The 16,997-nt window shown below is 34.5% G+C and carries 17 protein-coding genes; 10 read left to right on the forward strand and 7 right to left on the reverse strand.

From position 1 onward, the window contains the following. Positions 1–83 precede the first annotated feature (83 nt). The 3 genes from BLV40_RS14700 (at position 84) to BLV40_RS29805 (ending at position 1,973) form a co-directional block, all read left to right on the forward strand. On the forward strand, positions 84–563 hold the full coding sequence (locus BLV40_RS14700; RefSeq protein WP_090691178.1) for a GNAT family N-acetyltransferase: 480 nt from the start codon (positions 84–86) through the stop codon (positions 561–563). A 99-nt stretch (positions 564–662) separates the two neighbouring features. Next, positions 663–1,637: an SMI1/KNR4 family protein gene (locus BLV40_RS14705; RefSeq protein ID WP_231503917.1), complete on the forward strand. Its 975-nt coding sequence runs from the start codon at positions 663–665 to the stop codon at positions 1,635–1,637. Between the two features lie 66 nt (positions 1,638–1,703). Then, on the forward strand, positions 1,704–1,973 hold the full coding sequence (locus BLV40_RS29805; RefSeq protein ID WP_348519731.1) for a hypothetical protein: 270 nt from the start codon (positions 1,704–1,706) through the stop codon (positions 1,971–1,973). Positions 1,974–2,180: 207 nt separating this feature from the next. Here BLV40_RS29805 and BLV40_RS14715 read toward each other — a convergent pair whose 3' ends face one another. The 3 genes from BLV40_RS14715 to BLV40_RS14725 are packed head-to-tail and all read right to left on the reverse strand — an operon-like array spanning position 2,181 to position 4,477. After that, positions 2,181–3,830 (reverse strand): b(o/a)3-type cytochrome-c oxidase subunit 1, encoded by a 1,650-nt coding sequence (locus tag BLV40_RS14715; protein WP_090691181.1) that lies wholly within the window; start codon positions 3,828–3,830, stop codon positions 2,181–2,183. Then, positions 3,827–4,300: a cytochrome c oxidase subunit II gene (locus BLV40_RS14720; RefSeq protein WP_026591148.1), complete on the reverse strand. Its 474-nt coding sequence runs from the start codon at positions 4,298–4,300 to the stop codon at positions 3,827–3,829. Before BLV40_RS14720 ends, BLV40_RS14715 begins: the two co-directional genes overlap by 4 nt. Before the next feature lie 30 nt (positions 4,301–4,330). Further along, positions 4,331–4,477: a cytochrome c oxidase subunit 2A gene (locus BLV40_RS14725; RefSeq protein WP_090691183.1), complete on the reverse strand. Its 147-nt coding sequence runs from the start codon at positions 4,475–4,477 to the stop codon at positions 4,331–4,333. 661 nt (positions 4,478–5,138) lie between these two features. Between BLV40_RS14725 and BLV40_RS14735 the strand changes: the two genes are divergently transcribed. From BLV40_RS14735 to BLV40_RS14760, 6 genes are all read left to right on the forward strand, one after another. Beyond that, positions 5,139–5,318 carry a DUF4177 domain-containing protein gene (locus BLV40_RS14735; protein ID WP_090691189.1) on the forward strand — a complete coding sequence of 60 codons (180 nt, stop codon included), beginning with the start codon at positions 5,139–5,141 and terminating at the stop codon, positions 5,316–5,318. Positions 5,319–5,692: 374 nt separating this feature from the next. Further along, positions 5,693–6,289 (forward strand): undecaprenyl phosphate transporter UptA, encoded by a 597-nt coding sequence (locus tag BLV40_RS14740; RefSeq protein WP_016130557.1) that lies wholly within the window; start codon positions 5,693–5,695, stop codon positions 6,287–6,289. A 118-nt stretch (positions 6,290–6,407) separates the two neighbouring features. Then, positions 6,408–7,841, forward strand: coding sequence for an IS4 family transposase (locus BLV40_RS14745; RefSeq protein WP_090691192.1), 1,434 nt, complete (start codon positions 6,408–6,410; stop codon positions 7,839–7,841). Positions 7,842–8,063: 222 nt separating this feature from the next. Next, positions 8,064–8,927, forward strand: coding sequence for an oxidoreductase (locus BLV40_RS14750; protein ID WP_090691195.1), 864 nt, complete (start codon positions 8,064–8,066; stop codon positions 8,925–8,927). Continuing rightward, positions 8,911–9,525, forward strand: a complete 615-nt coding sequence (locus BLV40_RS14755; protein WP_244525409.1) for a TetR/AcrR family transcriptional regulator — start codon at positions 8,911–8,913, stop codon at positions 9,523–9,525. The genes BLV40_RS14750 and BLV40_RS14755 overlap by 17 nt, the downstream gene beginning before the upstream one ends. A 287-nt stretch (positions 9,526–9,812) precedes the next feature. Further along, complete coding sequence (locus BLV40_RS14760) at positions 9,813–10,988, forward strand: DUF4272 domain-containing protein (RefSeq protein ID WP_090691201.1); 1,176 nt, start codon at positions 9,813–9,815, stop codon at positions 10,986–10,988. Positions 10,989–11,295: 307 nt separating this feature from the next. Here BLV40_RS14760 and BLV40_RS14765 read toward each other — a convergent pair whose 3' ends face one another. The 4 genes from BLV40_RS14765 to BLV40_RS14780 all read right to left on the reverse strand — a co-directional run bounded on the left by BLV40_RS14765 (position 11,296) and on the right by BLV40_RS14780 (position 15,467). Then, entirely contained in the window at positions 11,296–12,156 is an 861-nt protein-coding gene (locus BLV40_RS14765; protein WP_090691204.1) for an alpha/beta fold hydrolase, read from the reverse strand. Between the two features lie 452 nt (positions 12,157–12,608). Beyond that, on the reverse strand, positions 12,609–14,036 hold the full coding sequence (locus BLV40_RS14770) for an IS4 family transposase (protein ID WP_090691206.1): 1,428 nt from the start codon (positions 14,034–14,036) through the stop codon (positions 12,609–12,611). Between the two features lie 131 nt (positions 14,037–14,167). Next, positions 14,168–15,058, reverse strand: a complete 891-nt coding sequence (locus tag BLV40_RS14775) for a DMT family transporter (protein ID WP_244525411.1) — start codon at positions 15,056–15,058, stop codon at positions 14,168–14,170. A 10-nt stretch (positions 15,059–15,068) separates the two neighbouring features. Next, on the reverse strand, positions 15,069–15,467 hold the full coding sequence (locus BLV40_RS14780) for a MerR family transcriptional regulator (RefSeq protein ID WP_090691211.1): 399 nt from the start codon (positions 15,465–15,467) through the stop codon (positions 15,069–15,071). Positions 15,468–15,841: 374 nt separating this feature from the next. On the opposite strand from BLV40_RS14780, the gene BLV40_RS14785 reads away from it, so the two are divergent. After that, positions 15,842–16,402: a GNAT family N-acetyltransferase gene (locus BLV40_RS14785; RefSeq protein ID WP_090691214.1), complete on the forward strand. Its 561-nt coding sequence runs from the start codon at positions 15,842–15,844 to the stop codon at positions 16,400–16,402. The last annotated feature ends 595 nt before the right edge of the window (positions 16,403–16,997 follow it).

A 16,997-nucleotide genomic window follows, 5' to 3' on the forward strand; every position in this document is an offset into this window, starting at 1 on the left:
GAGAAGGAGCTGCTTTTATGTGCAGCTTCTTTTTATGGATTAACATTTTACTGTATATGTGCGTTACTTAAGGAGGAGGAAGAGTGAATTATACTTTTGAAGTGATGACACAAGATCAGGCAGAGGATATTGCATACAATTGGCATTATGAAGGGGAATATTCTTTTTATGACTTGGAAGCAGATCAAGAAGATTTAGTTGAGTTTTTAGACCCTAACATACGCGAAGAAACCACATTTGCTGTTAGTGAGAATAATAAGCTTGTTGGTTTTTTTAGTTTTCATAAAATAGATATACATACAGTAGATATTGGCCTTGGAATGAAACCGAGTATAACAGGAAATGGGTTAGGAGCAGATTTTGTACAGGCTGGCTTAGTGTTTTGTAAGGGGAAATACAAACCGCGGTATATAACATTATCAGTGGCCACGTTCAATGAAAGGGCAATTAAAGTTTATAAAAAGGCAGGATTTGATGGAGTTGGAACTTTTATTCAAGAGACAAATGGAAGTCGCTTTGAATTTTTAAAAATGATGTATGTGACTTTATGTCCATCAAGATAACATAGTTTTGAAACGATTTGTTTAGTAGTGATATATGTTTTTTTATGGATTCTATCGTATGTAAAAAATACATTTTTTTGAAATTTAGGGGGGATGAAAGTGGGTTGTTTTGATAATTTCGATTTTAATAACTTTTGGGATGACAGCGAATATGCAAGGGATGAATATATTTCTGAATATCCTACAGATGAAATGATTTCTAAACTAGAAAATGAATTAGGATATAAGCTACCTGAATCTTATATTTGGTTAATGAAGAAGTATAATGGGGGAATTCCGATAAACGATTGTTTTCCTACAGATATTCCTACAAGTTGGGCAGAGGATCATGTTGCTATAACTGGTATTTATGGTATTGGATATAAAAAAAGTTCTTCATTAGGTGGAGAATTTGGTAGTGAATTTTGGATTGAAGAATGGGGATATCCTGAAATAGGAGTGGCTATTTGTGATTGTCCCTCGGCTGGACACGATATGATATTTCTTGATTATAGGGAGTGCGGTCCAAAAGGAGAGCCTTGTGTTGTGCATATCGATCAAGAATATGATTATAAAATTACATGGTTAGCAAAAGACTTTGAGAGTTTTATTAGAGGGCTTGTAAATGGAGAAGTTTATGATGATAGCGAACAAATCAGGGAAGAATATTTAGAAATGGCGAAGAATGCAAAGTTTTCACCGAATTTATTAGAAATTTCCGCAGATATAGATGAGATACCGGAACTTGAAAGAAAAATTAGAACGCTTTCTACTGAAATAATTGAAGAGAAAGGGCACTTTTCACTTCATGCTGATGAAAAGTCAATGCTACTATATGATTTGCAATTCTGGTTATATACTCGCCAGTTTAAAAAAGTTTCGAAAGAAAAATATTTTGAAGATTATTCTCAAATTATGGCATGTGCTGGAAAACGGGGAGAGTATATCTTCAGTTGTGGCGGATATGCACCCGCGTTTATAGAGGATTGGTTAGAGCAACGTATACAAGAAAAAGTAATTGTAAATAAAAATGGAGAAATATGCTTTACTTCAGAAGCTACAAGGTCGGTAATCAAAAAAATGAATACAATATGATTTTTTATTATAGGGGACTCACCAGATTGTTCGATTTTATGAAAAAGCAAGAGTAGGAGAAGGGGTATGGAGGACATTAATAGATTTTTGAATAACTTTTCAAAATTTAATTCAGATGAATATGTGATGAATTACTATGAATTTGTTATTCTAGCATCAAATAAAGATGAAGATATTAAAAATTTATTCGAAAAGTTTCCAGATGTATATAAAGTTGAGTTGATAAAATTAAATAAATGGAAGGAAGCGTTTTTGAGGCAATACCCTAGTAGTGAAATATATTGGTTTGGGAAGTTTCCAGAAGGATATGAATTAAATGGCCTTACACCAAAATAATATTTAATAGAACTTTTATTAGAGGAATTTAAACAAGAACCAGATGAGGTTTATTTAGTTCAAGTAGAACCAAATGGTTATTATGCTTGTAGCTCAGAAGAATACATTTTTAAAATAGAGAAAGGAATATATTTATTAAGCCTGCAGGTGCATGATTAAATAGCTATTCTCGAAATAAAGCAGAGGGGATTCCCCTCTGCTTTTCACTTACCATAATTTAAAGCCTTTCGAACCAGGCGGAGCATTTTGAATCATATCAATAAATGGAATGGTATAAGCGAATAAAATAAGTAGCGCTGTAATGCCAATCCAAAGTTTCCAATTATCGAAAACCATCGGTGTCCGTTCAGAGGCATCCGCTACTTCACCGATTGGGAACTCTGTTTGACCTTTTGGTGCAAAGAAGACAAGATCTAAATAAATAATAATCGCTATTACGATTCCAACAAATAAAATCGCTCCTCCGACTGCTTGCGCAATTTGATAGGGAATCCATTCAAGTGCTTGTTGTGAATTTCCATATGTAGAAAATGCAGAGCGACGAGGTGCTCCGAGTAGTCCAGCAAAGTGCATACCAGCAGACATAAAGAACATACCGATAGCCCACACGCAAGTTTGGATGATAGCAAGGCGGTTCATTTCTTTTGTCATGACGCGTCCTGTTAAATGTGGAACGAGCCAATAACCAATTCCAAAGAACGTTAATACAACCGAAGTCGCTAATGTTAAATGGAAATGTCCAGTTACCCATACAGTGTTATGAACAACTTGATTGAGTTGGTTACTTGCATTAACAAGACCGCCGGCACCAGCTGGTATGAACATAAGCATACCGACGAATGGGGCGAAAAATCTAGCATCTCCCCATGGAAGCATACGAAGCCATCCAAATAGTCCAGTAGCTCCTTTAGAACGGCCGAACTGTTCAAAGGTTGCAAATAAAGAGAAGGCCGTCATTAAAGATGGAATAACAACCATAAATGTTAAGACAACTTGTAAGTATTTCCACCCTGGGTCAATACCTGGTTCAGTTAATTGATGGTGGAATCCTACAGGCATAGAAAATAGTAAAAATAGAATAAATGACAACCGAGCTAGTGAATCACTGAAAATTTTACCACCAATAATTTTCGGTATAATGACATACCAAGCCATATAAGCGGGAAGAAGCCAAAAATAAACGAGTGGATGACCGAAGTACCAAAATAGTGTTCGGCTGACTAAAACATCGATTTTATCAACTAAACCTAAGCTCCATGGAATAAATTGAATAAGTGCTGCAGCTGCAACGCCAAGAGTTGCAACAAGCCATAGCGCCATTGTTACAACAGCCATAAAGCTTAACAGAGGACCTATCTTTCCTTTGTTGTGTTTTTTCCATATACGATACTGAGCAAACATTGCAAAGCCGCTGAACCAACTTCCAACAATAACTAGGGTAAGTCCGATATAAAATCCAGGGTGTGCTTTTAATGGAGCATAGAATGTATAGAGTACAGTAGCTTTATTGAGTAGAATAAAAATAGCGGTGATTGTTGTCCCTATTGTCATAAGCCAAAAACCAATCCAGCCTGTTTTTCGAACACCTTTTGATAGGACACCCGTTGTTTTACTCATACAAGTAAATAAGAAGCCAATAATGAAGAACGTTGTTAATACAAGTCCGAGTAAAACGCCATGTGTTGTTAATACTTGATAGTAGCCAATCCCAGCAGGTAAATTGAATTTACCTGAACGAACGAGAACTTGCAGTAAGCCACATATTCCACCTAGAAAAAGAGCAATAAATGCGACATGTATATGAGCCATAGCTAATTTTGCATCTCGTTTACTTATTTTATCTTGCAGTGCAATCATTTTTCTGTCACCTCCACTTTCGCGCTCATCATATGATGACCAGTACCACAATACTCATTACAAACAATTAAATACTCTCCAGCTTTTTGAAATACTTGTGAAGCTGTGCTTACATAGCCAGGCTCAATCATCATATTGACGTTTGTACCTGCGATTTCAAACCCATGTACAACATCTTTTGTCGCAACAACAAAATCTACTTTTGCACCTTTTGGTACTTTAATTGTATTTGGTGTAAAAGAAAAAGCTTGTGAGACAATCGTAACTTGATAATGATTTTTTCCAACTTGTTTCACACCGGGTTGATCAAATGGTGCGGTTGCATGAACTTTTTCTGGGTCAATTGTAGTTAAACAACTCGGTGGTTTGTTTCCCATATAAAAAGCACTAATTCCTAAAATAGCTAAAAATACGAACAGTGAGCCGACACCGAAAATGAGCCAAATTTTTTCGTATTTATGTAAGTGCATATCCCCATCTCTCCTTTAAAAAACAATGTGTTATAAACGATTGACAAAAATTTGATAGACGCTAAACCAAGTGAAAATAATAAAAAATCCAACAAAAAAAACAGAGATTAATGTACCTTTTAATGAATTTTTTTCATTACTTTCGGATTGTTGCTGATGCAGTTTATGCTCACCCATGATACCCCTCCTTGGATAAATGAAATCTTACAATTTCATAATACAAAAAATTTAGATAATTTCATCACGTCCGAATATGCTTTCAAAAAGTGTTCATTAATACAATAAAAACTATGTCTATGATGAGAACTTATAAAGCCGCGAATTCTTATACATTTTGGGATATTAATTTGTGAAAAAAATGTGAAATGAAGGCTCTTTTGAAATGGTTGAGAAGGGGGTGTAGGATCATACCCATCAACTTAAGAAAAGTAAACACCCCCAAAACGAAAAAAACAGCCGACTTCTCAAAATAACTAACTATAGAGAAAGAAAATTTTCATTTTGGGGGTACTTCAAAATTTTAGCTTGATGGGCATGGGGTACCGCCAGCATTTCGGAAAAATCCACGCTAAGAGCATGCAAGATTTTATACAGTTTTTCAGCTAATCCAGTAACAAGTGATAATCCTAAAACCCACGCCAGGATAGGAATGTATAAAAGAATAAACAGAGTCATAGAAAAGGAAAAAAGCGGATTCCTTGTGAGAGTAGGGATCCGCTTTGTCCTTGCTACCGATAATATTGCGTTATGTTAACCGATCATGTATACAATATACAATTAGAATTACAAAACATATCACTTCTTCTAAATGATACAATTAGGAAAAGGAGGAGAGAATATGTACGATTACAAATTCGTTAAAGTCGAAGCTAATAAATGGAATGGGGAACCTAAAGAAGATTATAAACGTATTATTGCCGAACATGCTGAAGACGGTTGGAAACTTGTTCAAATATTTGCGCCACCAACTATGGGGTACGCAAATTACTTTGATATTATCTTTGAACGAACAAAATAACTCCGTTTGAAAACGAAGAAAATTTCTTTGAATAACATACTAATCAACTTCCAATAACGATAATTATGTAAATGAGCTGTCCATATGGGCGGCTTAATGTATTTTTTGGATAGCGTGGTTTTTTTCGAAATACTGGCGATACCCCATCGCCATCAAGCTAATATTTTTAATTACCCCCATCACGAAAATTTTATGCATCGTTGCCTACTGATAATGGGTGTTATATAAAGGAAGGTCAGTACATAACAAAGAAAACTTTATCATATTTTACTAGGAATAATTTGTATATTATGTAAAATAGAGATATGCCTGGAATAAGGTATATCTTTATTTTGTTAGTATGTTTGAAAATTTTGTATATGGTAGGTGTAAAGATGTTAGGTAATTTAATCCATTCAATTTTAGTATTTTTAGAAGGACTTGGTTATTGGGGAGTTATGCTTGGACTAATGATTGAAATAATACCAAGTGAAATTGTGCTAGCGTATGCTGGATATTTAGTGTCATCAGGAAATATATCGTTTTTCGGTGCTGTTGTATTCGGTACAATTGGTGGAGTTATAGCACAGCTATTTATATACTGGATTGGTCGTTATGGAGGAAGACCAGTACTTGAGCGTTATGGAAAATATATTTTCATTCAAAAAAAGCATATTGATCATGCGGAAGCATGGTTCAATCGTTATGGAACTGGTGTAATATTTACAGCACGTTTTATTCCTTTTGTGCGCCATGCTATTTCAATACCTGCAGGTATTGCTAAAATGTCACATGTTAGATTTATTACGCTTACTACGCTTGCAATTATTCCTTGGTCGGCATTATTTGTATATTTAGGTTGGAAACTGGGTGAAAAGTGGGAGAATATAAATGAAGTAGCAGGGCCCTATGTTAAATATTTTGCTATTACTGCAGTGGCTCTTGCTGTGTTCTATTTTGTTGTAAAAAAATTAATGAGAAGACGTGGCTAGTAATTTATTATTAGGGGCCACCATACATTACTATCAACCTAAGATGAATTTATACCCATAATTCATAGAAAGCGTTATTCTTTTTGTAGAAATATACAGAAAGGATGGCGTTTTTTGTATGAATCTATCGATTCAAGATGAGTTTCATTTGTTTGCTGAAGAACTACAGCGATATCTATCTCCACATATTCTTCAACAACTCGCACAAGAGACAGGTTTTGTAAAACGCAAAAGTAAGTATGGCGCACGAGATTTGGCTGCCTTATGTATCTGGATTAGCCAACAGGTAGCAAGCGATTCCCTTACTCGATTATGTAGTCAGCTTTATGCAAATACAGCTACACTTATAAGTCCAGAAGGACTTAATCAACGTTTTAACCGATGTGCTGTTTTATTTCTACAACGTGTATTTTCCCTTTTAATCAAAAGCAAATTAAACGATTCGTCTCAAATCTCAAATCAATACACCTCTTATTTTCAACGTATACGTATTTTAGATGCTACTATTTTTCAAGTACCCAATCATTTAGCTTCTATTTATCCTGGTTCAGGAGGATGTGCACAGACAGCTGGTATTAAGATTCAACTAGAGTATGATTTACATAGTGGGAAATTCCTCAATTTTCAAATGGAACCAGGTAAAAATAATGATAAAACCTTTGGTACAGGATGTTTGGATACCTTACGACCAGGAGATTTATGTATTCGAGATTTAGGATACTTTTCTCTAAAAGATTTAGATCAGATGGATCAACGAGGGGTATTCTATGTTTCACGGTTGAAATTAAATAATAGAGTATATGTGAAAAATGAATCTCCAGAATTCTTTCGGGATGGGACAGTAAAAAAGCAATCTTTATATGCTTTACTTGACCTTGAACATGTCATGTATCAGATAAAACCAGGAGATACTTATGAAATTCAGAATGCCTATGTTGGACAACAAAAATTACCCTCACGAGTTGTAATATACAGACTCACATCAACTCAAGTTCATAAACGTAGGAAACAGCAAACTTATGTTGAAAAGAAAAAAGGGGTTACATACTCTGAAAAAAGTAAACGTTTAACAGAAATCAATGTTTATATTACCAATATCCTATGGGAAATTGTTCCGATGAAACATGTTCACGAGATTTACTCTCTACGTTGGCAAATAGAGATTGTATTTAAAACATGGAAATCTCTTTTTGGTATCAATCATTGTCACAATATTAAGCGAGAGCGTCTAGAGTGTCATCTTTATGGACAGTTAATCGCTATTTTTCTTTGTTCTTCCACTATGTTCAAAATGCGACAGCTGTTACTACAGAAAAAACAAAAAGAATTAAGTGAATATAAAGCAATTTATATGATTCAAGATCATCTGTACTTAGTATATGAAGCTATACAACAAGACACTCAAGAAGTATCAAAAATTTTTCTTCGTCTGTTTGACCTCTTACAGAAAAACGGACGGAAATCCCATCGATATGAGAAAAAGACAGTTTTTGATATTTTAGGTGTTGTTTATAAGTGCACTGTATCCAATCTAAATAAGAAAATTGCATAACTTTTAAAAATACACCTTATTAAGGTTTATTTGGAATGCGTATTTTTAAAAACAAATAAACAAAATATCAAGCATGTAGGCAAAAAGAACGGAAGTTCATGGAATACCCAACCTTAGCTTGATGGGCATGTGGCGATACCCCTAAATACAGTATACAATACTAAACGTTTAGTTTATTATATAATTATTAGTGAAAATCCCTAAAAAATGGAGGTATGCACATTGGAAAAGGAAAACATTGTATATAATAGGGTATGGTTCATTACTGGGGCTTCAAAAGGATTTGGGCGTGCATTAGTTGAGGCAGCACTTGAACAAGGTGATATGGTAGTAGCTACAGCACGTAAACCAGAAATTTTAGCACAATCTTTTCAAGATAATAATCATTTATTAATCCTGCCTTTAGACGTAACGAATTCTTATCAAATCCAAGAATCAGTCGAAAAAGCCATTGAAAAATTTGGGCATATCGATATTTTAGTCAATAATGCCGGGTATGGACTGTTAGGCGCAGTGGAAGAAGCGAACCTGGAGGAAGTAAAACAAGTATTTTCTACTAATGTTTTTGGTTTGCATGCTGTAACACAAGCTGTCTTACCTCATCTTCGATCTCAAAGGTCCGGTCATATTATCAATATCTCTTCAGTTGGTGGATTTTCAGGTTCTATAGGATGGGGAATCTATAACTCCACTAAATTTGCAGTGGAAGGATTATCGGAAGCGTTATCGTTAGAAGTGAAGCCTTTAGGTATTCAAGTTACCATTGTCGAACCAGGAATGTTTCGTACCGATTTTCTTGCAAGTTCTATGCGTTCTGTTAATACAGTTATTAAAGATTATACAAATACTTCAGGACAAACACGAGAAACGGCTAATGAAAGTAACGGTAATCAGCCTGGTGATCCTAAAAAGGCAGCTTCAGCTATCTTGAAGGTTGTTGCAGCTGATGATCCACCACTAAGACTTGTTTTGGGGCCTGATTCCCTAAAGCGAATAAAAACAAAACTTGAACAAGTCAAAACAGATTTAAATAATTGGCAAACTGTCACATTAAGCACAAATATAGAGGATGAACAAATTGGTTAATTACGAGGTAAAACAGTCAAATTCTGAGCATAAGCGAGGGAGACCCCGCAGCAATACAGTAAGTGAGCGTATTCTGAAAGCTACTATCGAACTTTTGTTTGAAGAAGGACTTCGGAAAACAACTGTTGATGAGATTTCTGCCCGTGCTGAGGTTAGCAAAGCAACTATTTATAAGTGGTGGCCAAACAAGAATGTAGTTTCAATAGATGCTTTTCTATTTAAAATGGAAGCAGAGGTTAAAATACCTGATACTGGATCTGTACGTGAAGATTTTTTACAACAGTTACTTTCAGTTATGCGGTTTTATAAAAGTCCTATTGGTAAGGTGTTTACCCAACTCATTGCTGAAAGTCAATACGATCCTCATATAGCTACCATATTTCGCGAACGGTTCCTAGTCAGTCGACAAAATGCTGTGCAAGTTATGTTGCAGCGGGGATTTGATCGCAACGAGATTCGAAACGATATAGACTCTAAAATTATCATTGATTTAATTTATGGGCCTATGATATATCGACTTCTTACAGGACATGCTCCTTTGGACGACAACCTTGCAAAATCGATTGTTGATGTGGTGATAAAAGGGATAAGAATATAATATTTATATCTGGTTTTTAAATTAACAAGAAAAAAGATTAACCGATATTGGGATAGCACCACATCGCTATCAAGCTAAGAAATGCAGATGCCCCCAAAACGAGAAAATTAACATCTTCATGTGAAAATGTACGATTTTTTTGTTTTGGGGTGTTATAAAATTCTTAAGTTGATGGGCATGTGACGTGACCCCTATTAGTCATGTATAATATGTTAAACAGCTTATGTTCTTTTGTTTTTCTAAATTTAATAGCTAAATTGAATATAAGCATTAGAGGAGGGGGAAAATTGAGATTTTTCACGATATTTGCATCAAGGAACGATACAAATGATATAGAAGGTTTCATTACTCAAGTTTTCCAAAATGGATTCAAGGTTGTACGCAATAAAAATGAATATACTATTCAATCGAAGAGACTATTTGGCAAAAATAAAATTATTATTCGGGTGGATTCTGAAGAATCATCTCCTGATTATTTTTCCAATAATATTCCTGGAATGATGCATATGTACGATCAAATTGCATTTCAAGAAGAACGCCTTAAGACGATGGTTTTGGCACAGATTTCTGTAATTAATACCATAATTGCTATAGAGACGGAGAAGGATTATAGTGATGACTACGTGGGGCTGTTCCTTAAGTTACTCAATCAGGTAAACGGTATTGGTTTTATCCCTGATCGTACTCTCATCGGGAAGGATGGACAAGTAATCGTATTTCCAGATGGATCCTCTGGGCCTTCAGAATTTACTCCTCATGCATGTACGAAGATAATAATGGGCCAGGAAAGTACTTCTACCGATGGGGAAAAAAGAAGACAGAAATCGATAAGCAACCTGCAAGATAAAGGGATTCCATATATCGAAGGATTGCCTCAATTGCCGCCTTTGACAAGTATTCAGTTGAGAAATCGAGAAGAGATTACGAAGAGAGCAGTAGCTTTGCTGATTGTTATACAATATGCTTGTGATGTTGTCCAAGAAGGAGATTTGAAAACTTCCAAAGAGTTCGTCATGGAGCTGCTGAAAAAATTCGGTGTGGTTGAATCATTAACGAAGCAGGAAAGAGATTTCCTAAATTCAGAGCAACCTGACCAGAAAGAAGCCATACAGATTGCATGGCAGTATGAAGCTCAATGGGTTTTACTTTGGTCAATAGGTCTCGTGAATACACTGAAATTTCCAAAAGAGGTCTGTGACTGTCATTACCCAATTAAACTCGTTTCTAATTGTGGTTCTTTTAATGAATTTTATCAACAAACAAGATTACGAAGTGCAGAAGAGATTTTGGACGAGGCCGACCTCATTTATCGGCTTCATTGGGCTTGTGTACATGATAGAATTAATGGGAGAGAAGCGACTGCTGGTATGCAGGAAAGTATTGTTGTTGAAAGACGAAGGGGCTTGTTCTGGCTAATCAGTTATAGAAATGAAGATTGGGACTGCATCTCCATGGATACATAATCTATATTCTTTGTTCTGTAGAGCTTTTTTATTTCAGATAACGATAATTATGTAAAAGAGATGTCCATATGGGCGGCTTATTGTATTTTCTGCTTAATATGAGTTTTTTTCTAAAATGCTGGCGGTCCCCCATCGCTATCAACCTAATAAAAAAAATACCCCCTAAAATGAAAAAATACGCTATTCTTTCCTATAATTATACAGAAAGGATAACGTCTTTTTTGCTTTATAGATAGTGCAAAACCTTAGTTACTTTTATATATTTACATAATCATTGTTATTGGAAATCAATCAACTAACGTACTCGTTAGTTAAATCGTGTAAATTGTTCTTCAAGGAATAGATCAAGCTCTTTACTAAATAGTTTTGATTCTTCTAGAAACGGATAATGATTACTTTCATTGAAAATAATTAGTTTAGAATTTGGAATTAATTCTTTCATTTCTAATGAATATGGTAATGGACATTGTAAGTCATATTTTCCACATATTATCAGTGTTGGCGATGTGATTAGCTTTAACTTTTTAGTAACATCGTATATTTGGAGTTCTCGACTAAAATAGTTCAAACGTGCAGCTGACATTTTCTTCGTAATGTTTAGTTTAAATAGTTCTGAATATCTTTTCGGCTCAAATAAAGACATTTTTGTCCTTTCAATTGAAAGTTCTTTTCTAGCTTCTACTGATAAGTCAGAACGTTTTAAGGATTCATTTAGCTCTTGCATTCTAGTGAATTGAGGATGGTCTGAATTATAGATACACTCAGATGAAAACGTAAGATATTCTCTTGCAGATGCTCCGACAATTATATTGTATCTCAAGCTACTTGAAAAATAGATTCCATAAATAATCCCCAACATTCCTCCAGTCGAATGACCTGCAAACCCCCATTGATCCAAACCCCAAGCTTCACGAATAGCTTCCAAATCAAAAATTGTTTCCAACATACTTAGTTGATAAGGCTCTAAAGCTTTTTCTGAATTACCAGTTTCCCTCAAATTAACTAAATATACTTTATGAGTTTTTGTAAAAGTTTCTGCAAAGTAATCTCCTGTTTCATTAAATTCAGAATAGTCGTGGGTCACACAAAGTGGCTCACCTTTTCCTTTTACGAATACTTCAAAATTTCCACGAGATGTGATGATTAAATTTTTACGCCATCTATTCATAAAGTCCTCCAATTCAGTTAATTTATTAATCTTTTATTCAATTAACTGAGATGAGGTACCTTTAAAAACAAAAAACTTTCACAAAATTGTCGAAAAAGTTATATTTTTTTAAACTCTTCCGCCCTTTAACTTAAGAAGAAAATCAATAACATTCTTAACAGAACTAAAAAACCTACATACACGATGTAGGTTAACATAACCCATTATTATCGTAGTAGACAAAACAGCCGACTTCTTAAAATAACTAACTATAGAGAAAGAAAATTTTCATTTAGGGGGTACTTCAAAACCTTAACTTGATGGTGATGTGGTTCTACCCCATCGCTATCAAGCTAAGCTCATACAACATCATTTATAGTAGAGATTATTTCTTTTTTTCTAGAGGATACATGTAGGGGATTTAAAGATTTGTATACGAAATAAACCCTAACGGGTTTCATTTTTTTTTTGAATTAAGCCGCTTGATTATTAGACATAGTACAATTGTAAACGACACCTAATATATCAAAGACCGTTTTTTTCTCATATCGATGAGATTTTCTCCCGTTTTGCTGTAGGAGGTTGAACAGGCGAATTAGAATCTTTGATAGCTCTTGGGTGTCTTTCTGTATTGCTTGGAAAAGAAGAAAGTAATCTTTAATCATATATATGGCCTTATATTCACTCAGTTCTCGCTTCTTTTTTATAAGAAGTAATTGCCGCATTTGAAACATGGTAGAAGAACAGAGTAGAATGGCAATCAATTGCCCATACAAGTGGCATTCCAATCGTTCCCGTTTTATCTTCTTACAATGATGAATATGAAAGAACGATTTCCACGTTTTAAATAAAATCTCGATTTGCCAACGTAAAGAATACCAATCATGTACTTGTCCTATTGGGACAATATTTGTAGGGGTATTTGTCATATATACATTGATACCGCTAAGTCGTTTACTACGAGCAGAATACTTCATTCCCTTCTTTTTTTCTCTTACAGCCTGATCTTGTAATCGTTTTTGTTGCTGTTCTTCTGTAAGTCGATGGACAATTACACGAGCTGGCACTTTATCAATCATTCCTACATAAGCATCAGATATTTCGTATGTTTGCCCTGGTTTAAGAGAAATCATTAATGCCTCCATATCTATCTGTTTATATTCTGTTTTCTTCTTTAGCTTTCCATTTTGATAATAATCAGGATTAGGATTTTTTTGATAAATACGTGTATTTGATTTAATACGAGAGATGTAGTAAGCCTTTTTATCTTGTATATGTTGAAGATTTTTCAGATGAAAATAGCCTAAATCCCGAATACACAAATCATTTTCTTTCACGGTTGGAACACACAGAGAACCATAGGTTCGATCATGTTGTTTCCCTGGACCTGTATGAATATGTAAAAACTGTCCACTTAATAGATCATACTCCAATTGAATTTTTAATCCCGCTGTATGGCTGCATCCTCCAGCACCTGGATAAACGCTTGAAAAGGAATTAGGTAGTTGAAATGCAGTTGAATCTAGAATACAAATACGTTTGAAAGCAGAAGTATAGGGAGAAGAAAACGATACAGATGAAGCTAATTTTTGGTTTAGTAGTTTGGCTAATATCTGTTGTAAAAAGTGAACAGCTTCCTGATTAAATCGTTGATTCAGTCCCTCAGGACTGATAAGCACTTCAGTTGATGCTTCTAAACAGCTAGATAGCTGAGTTAAAGAAGTCGTAGCAACCTTTTGGCTCATCCACACACATAAAGCGATTAAATCCTTTGCTTGGTACTTACTCAGTCGCTGAACAAAACCAACATCTCTAGCAAGATCCTGTAGGGCATTTGGAGATAAAAACCTTTGAATCTCTTGAGCAAATAGTTGTAGTTCATCAGATACAGAAATAGACATACAAAAACGCCATCCTTTCCTATGATACTACAGAAAGAATAGCGCATTTTTTCATTTTAGGGGAAATTTTGTTTTATGAGATTTATAGAAATGTAATGGGACCCCTATATAATATTTAGCTAAATTCATTCTTATAATGAAGCTGGAATTTTTTGTTTTCTTTTCAAACGCATGAAGCCAGAAGCTGTTAGAACTCCTAAAATAACTAAACATGTACCTACTATTTGAGGTAATGAAATAGTAGAACCAGTTATGATAGAAAGAATCATTGTAACCACTGGAACTAAGTTAAAAAATAAGGACGTGTTACTTACACCAATAGTAGCCATACCTTTATTCCACCAAAGGTAGCCTAATACACTCGTAAATAGAGACATGAATAAAATAGCACCCCAAGCGGGGAGCGTAACGTAAGATAAAGGTTGAGGGCTCGGTATAAAGACCGTTAGTATCGTAAGGCAAAGAGAACCAATTACCATCGTATAAGTGGTTGTCTCCATTGAAGAACTACCATTTAAATATTTTCTTCCTAATACACCGTATAAAGCCCAGCAAATATTCCCTGCTAAGATAAGTAGATCACCTTTAGAAATGGATAAAGTTCGAATAATTGCTAATGAACCTTGAGTAAGCACCAATATAACACCTACTAAAGCAAAAGCTATGCCAAGCATTTGCTGTTTTGTAATCGGATTTTTTAAGATAAAATATGCAAAAAGTGCAGTTACTAAAGGATTAGTTCCCATAATCAATGCCCCATTTAAAGGCGAGGTATACTTCATCCCTAAAAAGAAAAAAGTATTGAATCCAAAGATGCCTATAATACCAAGTAAGATATACATTTTCCAATGAGTCTTAATGATACTTATCTTTATTTGTTTTTGAAAGCCCAAGATAAGTACCATAACCAATGCAGCTATACCAAATCGCCATGCCGCAGCACCCACAGCTGAGAAATAGTGAACAGAATACTTAGCCAGGTTGAAAGTAGCTCCTGTAAATACAGCAAAACCTATTAACATAAGATATATCTTACTCCTCACCTTTTAAGCCTCCAATCATCGTTTCATATGTCTCTAATTTCATCTTCGCCACATTCATAACCGATTCAATCTCTTGTTTCTGCTCTTCTAAAAGGAGTAGGTGTTTCTTCAAAATATCTACTCGGTTTTGAATCTTTTTTAACTGGACGTCATTAGAATCAATACTTTCTAGAAGACATCCATCCTTTAAAAATTCTTGAATATCTTCTAAAGACATCCCTGTTTGCTTTAACATTTTCATGAATTTAAGTAATCTAATTTCACCTTCTGTATATCTTCTTTTCCCACCTTTTCTCAATGGAGAAGACAATAGACCAATCTTTTCATAATAGCGCAAAGTATGAGCCGTGAATCCCGTTTTTATAGCCACTTCTGATATACTATACATTTTCAATTCCCCCTTTCTTTACATGCTACTACTTAGACTTAACTCTAGGTCAAGGGCTAAATGACAATTAGGAGCAGAAATAATAAAAAGGTCCGAAATTTTTCCGAACCTTTTTGTTTAATTTACATCGTTTTTGGAACAATTTTTTTAGCTACCCCTTGAATGTTTACTTCTTTCATTAGCCTTGATGAAATGATTGAAAATTCTTATAATGTAATATATACTTTTATTATCTAGAGAAAAGGGAGATAAGCCTATGTTAACGAGCAGTGCAGTAGATGTTTTTAAAAACTAAAGGAACAAAAAAACGTCGCAAGGGTACAGTAAAATAACCCTTACTGCATACCCCTGCGTATTAATTGGGGGATATTAATTTGATTAAGCAATATAGTAAAAGATTTTTAACAGGTAATAAAGTCACTCTACGAAAAATAACAAAAGAGGATTACGGAAACTACTGTAACATTGAAGATGTAATGGAGAGCCGGTTATTAATGAATGATGAAATACCATTTCCTCCTACTGAGAGTGACCATGAAAAATTTCTTAATGAAATAAGTTCTGATAAAGAGGATTACATGTTTGGTATTGAACTTAAAGATGAAAAAATCTTTATTGGGACCATAGCTGTTTACTTAGTGAACTGGAAAAATGGTACTTGTCACGTTGGCGTTTCAATAAGTCCTGAATATCAAGGGAAAGGTTATGGAACTGATTCAATGCAAATACTGGTTGACTTTATTTTCAATTATATGAATGTAAATAAAGTCAAGCTCCAAGTATTTAGTTACAACAAAAGAGCTATTGCTTCTTATGAAAAATGCGGATTTTCCGTAGAAGGGACTTTAAAAGAAGAATTATTTAGGTTCGGTAGTTACCATGACATTCATATTATGGGGTTACTTAGAAAAGATTGGGAAAACGAGAAAGCTTAAATGATACTATAAAAGGCAGACTAGTAAAATGGTCTGCCTTTTATATGTTTTATCGAACGAACACTTTAATAAAACAAGATAAGGAACTCCTAATTATCTTCTTTGATACGATAGAATTGCTTGTTCCGCGACTTGTGTTTTTAGGAATCAAGCTCGATTGTACCTTAGCGTACGAAATTCGCGTTTAGTTGGTGGGACTCCTATATCGTAGATTTAAAGAACTTGAATAAAGTTCTTTTTTATTTGTAATTAAATCCCAGAGTGGCCCCTCATACCCTGAATCGTTTCCGTACCCCTATATGCGTTTTACTGGTTTTCATTTTATCTTTGCAACAGAACCGATTATTACTACTTACATCCACATGGTCTTATTGTTATATTTAAAATATACGAATTCGAAAAAGTATTAATAAGAACAATTATTAGTAATAGGAGGTTTTATTATTAAAGGAAAACATCGTAACATTACCCTCGCAATATTAGGACTATATTCCGTTCTGATCCTCTACTTTATGTTTCTTGGTTTCGATAGATTGGGATTAAAATATATTAACCATGAATATGAATTCCAGTTAATTCCGAGTAGTATTCCTTT

The sequence above is a fragment of the Bacillus sp. 166amftsu genome (assembly GCF_900107445.1).
GTDB classification, from domain to species: Bacteria; Bacillota; Bacilli; order Bacillales; family Bacillaceae_G; genus Bacillus_A; species Bacillus_A arachidis.